Origin of the sequence: Enterovirga sp. CN4-39 (genome assembly GCF_049446235.1) — a bacterium.
Classification (GTDB): domain Bacteria; phylum Pseudomonadota; class Alphaproteobacteria; order Rhizobiales; family Beijerinckiaceae; genus Enterovirga.
Genome location: NZ_JBMSEF010000048.1, coordinates 1 through 5482 on the forward strand (window position 1 = coordinate 1; position 5482 = coordinate 5482).

General features: G+C 63.4%; 6 protein-coding genes and 2 pseudogenes. 5 read left to right on the top strand and 3 right to left on the bottom strand.

What is annotated here, in order from left to right:
• Together ACO2SS_RS28610 and ACO2SS_RS28615 are read left to right on the top strand one after the other, a co-directional pair.
• A partial coding sequence (locus ACO2SS_RS28610; RefSeq protein ID WP_423281268.1) for a hypothetical protein occupies positions 1–719 on the top strand: 719 nt, incomplete at its 5' end.
• Positions 720–816: 97 nt separating this feature from the next.
• Entirely contained in the window at positions 817–1338 is a 522-nt protein-coding gene (locus ACO2SS_RS28615; protein ID WP_423281269.1) for a glycoside hydrolase family 19 protein, read from the top strand.
• Between the two features lie 232 nt (positions 1339–1570).
• Here ACO2SS_RS28615 and ACO2SS_RS28620 read toward each other — a convergent pair whose 3' ends face one another.
• From ACO2SS_RS28620 to ACO2SS_RS28630, 3 genes and pseudogenes are all read right to left on the bottom strand, one after another.
• On the bottom strand, positions 1571–1696 hold the full coding sequence (locus ACO2SS_RS28620) for a hypothetical protein (RefSeq protein ID WP_423281270.1): 126 nt from the start codon (positions 1694–1696) through the stop codon (positions 1571–1573).
• A 411-nt stretch (positions 1697–2107) separates the two neighbouring features.
• Positions 2108–2230, bottom strand: a complete 123-nt coding sequence (locus ACO2SS_RS28625) for a hypothetical protein (RefSeq protein ID WP_423281273.1) — start codon at positions 2228–2230, stop codon at positions 2108–2110.
• Positions 2231–2274: 44 nt separating this feature from the next.
• A pseudogene (locus ACO2SS_RS28630) lies at positions 2275–2841 on the bottom strand (methyltransferase); the annotation flags it as partial.
• 623 nt (positions 2842–3464) lie between these two features.
• Between ACO2SS_RS28630 and ACO2SS_RS28635 the strand changes: the two are divergent.
• From ACO2SS_RS28635 to ACO2SS_RS28645, 3 genes and pseudogenes are all read left to right on the top strand, one after another.
• Positions 3465–3704, top strand: coding sequence for a hypothetical protein (locus tag ACO2SS_RS28635; RefSeq protein WP_423281271.1), 240 nt, complete (start codon positions 3465–3467; stop codon positions 3702–3704).
• Between the two features lie 1066 nt (positions 3705–4770).
• Positions 4771–4842, top strand: a pseudogene (locus tag ACO2SS_RS28640) (calcium-binding protein); the annotation flags it as partial.
• Positions 4822–5121, top strand: a complete 300-nt coding sequence (locus ACO2SS_RS28645) for a hypothetical protein (protein WP_423281272.1) — start codon at positions 4822–4824, stop codon at positions 5119–5121. The pseudogene ACO2SS_RS28640 and the gene ACO2SS_RS28645, both read left to right, overlap by 21 nt.
• Positions 5122–5482: the final 361 nt, after the last annotated feature.

The window sequence follows — 5482 nt, forward strand, 5'->3', positions numbered from 1 at the left end:
TGCGCGGGCGCGGCCTCGTCGGCGGAAACACGCGGTTCCAGAACAACACGGTCTCGACCAGCGACAATACCTACTTCGCGGTCTACTCGGCGATCTATGGTGTCTCGATCGAAGCTGGCGTCAACACGAGTTATGACCACCGAGACTATAAGATCGTGGGGAATGAGTTTCACGGTCTGACTGCCGGGGTTCTTGCTTCGGGATACAGCGCAGCGAACCCGACCGTCAAAAAGCTGCTCATCGCGCATAACCACGACATCGTCTCGGCTTCGGGAGCGTCCTATCCGGGAACCCTGGCTTCGCTGACGAATGTTCAGGGAGTGACCATCGAGGGCAACGTCGTCGGCCAGCCTGGGCTTTTGACCACGGCGACTGCTGTAGCCCTATCCGGCGTGACGCATGCGGTTCTGCGCGGGAACCTCGTGATGAACACCAACGTCACGGCTTACGGGATCTCCGACAGCAATCAGATCTCTATTTCCGACACGTTCCGTGATGTCGGCAAGGGCAGCACCGGGAACCAGGCCATCCTACTGTGGAACTCACAGAACGTGAGCGTGGTGGGATCCAGCGCTGTGCAGACGGGGTCCTATGCCGCGACCTTCCTGCAGGAGGCCGGAGGCTCAGATTTCAACGCGGCGAACGCGAATTTCGTCCGTGGGTTCACGACCAAATACATGCCCGCCGGGGCGAACACGACCTTCGGCACCCTGAACTAAAGGCCGGCCCCCGGGCAGCCTTTCCATGTCTGGAAACGAGCATGCTGAACGCGGCGCTTTCTATCGCTCGATCCGCGGGCCTCTGTTCTGCTTTGGCATGAAGCAGAGCCAGGTGGACGGGATGAACGCGATCCTGGCCGCGGCGCCGGCAGACATCGATCTCGAGCCGCTCGGCTACTGCCTCGCGACCACGATCCACGAGACGGCGCGCACGATGCAGCCGGTCAAGGAGTACGGCGGGGACGCTTACGACCGGCGCATGTACGACATCCAGGGCAGCCGTCCGGCGGTCGCGAAGGCGCTCGGCAACCTGCAGCCAGAAGGCGGCGTCCGGTTCTGCGGCCGCGGCTATGTCCAGCTCACGGGCCGTTCGAACTATCTTCGGGCAGGCAGGGCGGTCGGGGTCGACCTGATCGCCAAGCCCGATCTGACGATGGATCCGGCCGTCGCCGCGCGCGTCATGTTCGAGGGCATGAAGGCAGGCTGGTTCACGGGCAAGAAGCTGTCCGACTACTTCGGACCCGGCCGGTCCGATCCGGTCAACGCCCGCCGCATCATCAACGGGACGGAAAGGCGGCGGCGATCGCCGGCCATCATCGCCCATTCGCGGCGGCTCTGAGGGTGGGCGGCTACGCTCCGGGCGCTGCTCACGTCGTCGTTCCGCCGAAGGCTGCCGCTCCTGTCATCGAACCGGTCGTCATTCCGACTGCCCAGCCGTCTGGCTGGCTCGCCTCTCAAGGCGCTTGGTTCGACCGCGTCTCGGCCGACTCCGCTCTTGATCTCGCCGCTCGCGGCTGAACGCCCGCGCCCGGCGGCTCCCGGGCTCTCCAAACGAGGTCTCCCATGATCCGCTATGCCGTGCGGACGCTGGCGCTCGCGGCCACGATCCTGACGAGGCGCTCGACGAGCTGCGTGGAGATGAACAGCCGGGCGTTGCTCACCTCCGTCCTGATCCCGGCCCTGGTCGCCTTGATCATGGGCGCGATCAGCAAGCTCTTCCCCTTCGCCCGGTTTCGCGCTCTGGGCGAACGGCAACCTCAACCACGGCAGGATCACCCCACAGGGCGCCATGATCCGGGCCGGGTGCTACGTCGTGGGCCCGGTCACCCTAGCTTGAGGGATCGAGAGAAGGCGACATGACGCGGAAGAAGGTTCTCAACTGCATACGAACCCGGCTGCTCCAGTCGGGCTTCCTTCAGGGCTTCCGCAGGATCAGGTAGAGCATCGGCATTGCAAATGCCGCATTCACGTGCGGAGCATGGCGCTCGAACGCGCCAGCGAGCGCGTCGTGCTCGGCGCGATAAGGACCGTTAACCGATTCAGTCTCCGGATCCAGAGCGCCGGACACCACAAACGAATGAACCTCGGAGCCAATTGCTAGCTGGAATTCATGATAAGCTCGGGCCGCTCCACCCCATGCGGGTCATGCCGTCGCGGATACGCCCGAAGTCGTCCGGCAGGGCTTCGATCTCGACCCTGGTCGCGTCGTTCGTGCAGATGGGGGCCACCATCTTCGCGAGCTCCGACGGGAGCATGTCGTGAAGGGGCGAAGGAACGTGTGCCTGTCGAAGTAGGATAGGCGGTTCGGCGTCTCGCAGACTATGATGACGCCACCCGAGGGAATGCGTGTCCAAGCGCGCCGCAGCACGTCGATACGTTCAGACACGTACATATGTTCGAGCACGGCGAAGAGCAGAACGCTGTCGACCCGGAGTTCGCTTTCAAGCCTCGCCAGGATGTCCGGGAACGAGCTGTGGTGGGCCTCGCTCTCGACCGCCCCGAAGCACTCGAGCCGTCTCTGTGCGAGCCCGATTGGCCCTGGGTCGACGTCGAATCCGACCACGCCATTGCAGATTGTCGAGAACGCCGCCGTGCTTGAGCCAGTCCCGCAGCTAATCTCGAACAGGCGCATGTCTCGGATCTGAGGAGCATGCCGCACGACCCACGGGCAAATCTCATCAAGCGCGCCTTCGTAGCGGCCATGCACGGCGTGGATGAACGCGGTCTCGTATGCAGGCGATGTCGCGAACAGGCGTTCGACCTTCTCCGCACCGCCCCATTGCTCAAGGACAATGCCCCGGAGCAGTGCGATCTGATTCTGCGTGGCGCGTGGCATAGGCATAGCTATTCGTAACCTCACTCTGGCAGATCGTCACTATCCACGATCACCGCGTTGCCTGCTGAAACGGCTCAGTCTGTTTGAAATCTGCGGTCAACTATCCGGCAAAAGTCGATATACTAGGCAGCGTACGGACTTCGAGGTTGCTGGGAATGGGGATGCGGAAGCTTATGTGTATATTCGGGTGGCATCGTTGGAGCGCCTACGAACTCCCGGCAGGTTTGAAGGGCTGCGGCCTCTTCGCCCGTCGCTGCAGCTCCTGTGCTGTGGCGGAAGTGAACATCCAACGTTTCCCTGAAAACGTAGATTGACGCCCGCTAATCTGTCCGACGTTCGGCAGCGTTTCCCACGCTGTCGAGTTCTAGCCCTCCGTTGCGGGCATTGCCCAGGAGAAACACAGTCCCGTGTTGGACGAGATCGATCGGAGCTAGGGCCGCCCTCTCTAGCTGTCCCGGTTACCCTTCGGCTCGCCCATCGCTGGCTCAGCAGCGTGCGCACAGGGCCAAGGCGAGAGTGCCCGCGTATCGGCCCGCGACCAGCACTAGCCGCGGGGCTTCATCGCGCCGTGCCTGCTGACGCCGTTCAACATGATCCCGAGCGGGCCCGGATGGACATTCGAGGTCAAGATGGATGGCTGGGGCCTGTGCGTCCGGGTCGATGCGGGCCGGCCGCGGATCTGGAGCCACAACGGCCTACCCTGGACGGGAGCGATGTCCGGAATCGCCGCGGGCCTCGAGCAACTCGGCCGCGACGTCGTGCTGGACGGTGAGGCGGTGTGCCAGCTTCCGGACGGCCGCTCCGACTTCCGCGCCCATGGGGCGAGGATGGCTGCCGGCGTGCGGTGCTCTGGGCCTTCGACCTCCTGATGCTCGACGGCGAGGACCTCCGGCCGTTGCCGATCGAGATCCGGCGCGAGCGCCTGGCCGGTCTTCTGGCTGATCGTCGGCCGGCCGCGATCGCCTTCTCCGACCGCCACGAGGGAACGGCGCCGAGCTCTACGCCGCGGCCTGTCGCATGGACCTCGAGGGGATCGTCGTGAAGCGGAAGGGCACCCGCTACGCCTCCGGCCGCTGCCAGCACTGACTGAAGATCAAGAACCCGGGGTGCGTGCGGCCGGGCGGCTCATCGACCGCGGAATCTCAAACACTCCGCTGACTCCGTTGGAGAGAGTGAAGGCCAGCCCCTCGCTGCCCGGCTCCCAAGGGATGCTCTTTACCGAGACCACGATCGCTCCGGAGACGTCGCTCGCAGGATACCATACCCGTCGCAGGGGATTCCCGGGCCGGATGTAGACGCGGGGTCCGGACGAGCGGACGGGGTCAGCCCAGAGGCCCCGGCCCTTCAGCAAAGGGTGCCAGGCACAACGCGTTCTCATGGGAGTTGCCGTTGTAGCGGGCAGCAGGCCGGGAACTCGGCTCAAGCCCTCATTGTGGCCAGAAGCTGGCCGCTTCCGATGATGTTCATCACCCTGGTCAGGTTTGTAGGCGAGCACGTGCAAGACCCATCTCGGCTGCGACGTTAGGGAGACGTCTCATCAGGAAGTGCGTCGCACCAATTCAGGCCTTGATGATGGCGAGGACACAGCTTCAACTCTTGCCGACGGTAAGAAATGAGGCTGCGGCCAGCCAGCGAGTCCGTGACGATTGACGGCCGGCGGGGGAGCGACAGCTACATCGTAGACGATCTTAGCGACGTTGTTCTCGAACTGGCAAGATAGAGGGAACGACACTATTTTCGAATCATTCTTGAGCCCTTCCAAAGGGGCGCCTACTATCTCCCGGATCACGTCCAAAATCTTGTTCTTAGGTCAGGCGTCGTAGTCAGCGGAGATGGCACCGCCGCGGCCAACTATATCCAGGGCAACGAGCTCGTGAACGCGCTCTACGGTGGAGGCGGTGCGGACACGCTCGTTGGCCTGGCGGGTCAGACTGTCTCCAGGGAGACGCAGGCGGGGATTTCATCTACGGCGGGACAGAGAACGACGTGATCTCAGGCGGTTTCGGGAGCGACTACATCACGGGCGGCACAGGATACGATCTCATGTACGGCGGCGAGGGCAACGATGTCTTCGTGGTGCTACGGTACGATCAAGGGGACATCATCTTCGACGAGACTGGCGCAGATGCGGTTTACTTCGCCGATCGAGCCAGCGCTGAACTTGCCTCGATCGCTCAGACTGGGAACAGCTACACGACAGTCAGCTTCACGGACGGCCGCTTTTCGTCGGTGACCGGGATCGAATGGCTCCAGTTCGCTGATACGGGCTGGGCAATTTCGTCCTAGCCTTAGCCGGCGAACGCCCATCCAAGCTCATCCTCCTCCCGTCCCGGGGGGGTGCCGTCTCACCGGAATAGGCCGTCCTGGGGACCTACGGTCCGGAGTACCAGCAGAGGGCCAGGCAATCCGCGACGCGTTGGTGATGGTCATCCTTTCGGGCGAGAAGCCTCCGACCTGGCGCCAGATTGGCCGCCGCACTCACTCCGTGAACGCTCGAGCCGCCGCCACCGATCCGGCAGAGTGCGCTGGATCAGCTCGCGATCGCCCATCCAGCGTCAGCGAACTGGAGCCACTCTATTCCGGTCACGGATGAGAAATGGCCATCCGTGAAGCTGATTGTCGTGTAGCCATTCCCAGTCTGAGCGAT

Excerpts from the sequence above, each read along its gene's own strand:
- ACO2SS_RS28615 (WP_423281269.1), top strand. The coding sequence starts at position 817 with ATGAAGCAGAGCCAGGTGGACGGGATGAACGCGATCCTGGCCGCGGCG.
- ACO2SS_RS28620 (WP_423281270.1), bottom strand. The coding sequence starts at position 1,696 with ATGATCAAGGCGACCAGGGCCGGGATCAGGACGGAGGTGAGCAACGCC.
- ACO2SS_RS28625 (WP_423281273.1), bottom strand. The coding sequence starts at position 2,230 with ATGGTGGCCCCCATCTGCACGAACGACGCGACCAGGGTCGAGATCGAA.
- ACO2SS_RS28635 (WP_423281271.1), top strand. The coding sequence starts at position 3,465 with ATGGATGGCTGGGGCCTGTGCGTCCGGGTCGATGCGGGCCGGCCGCGG.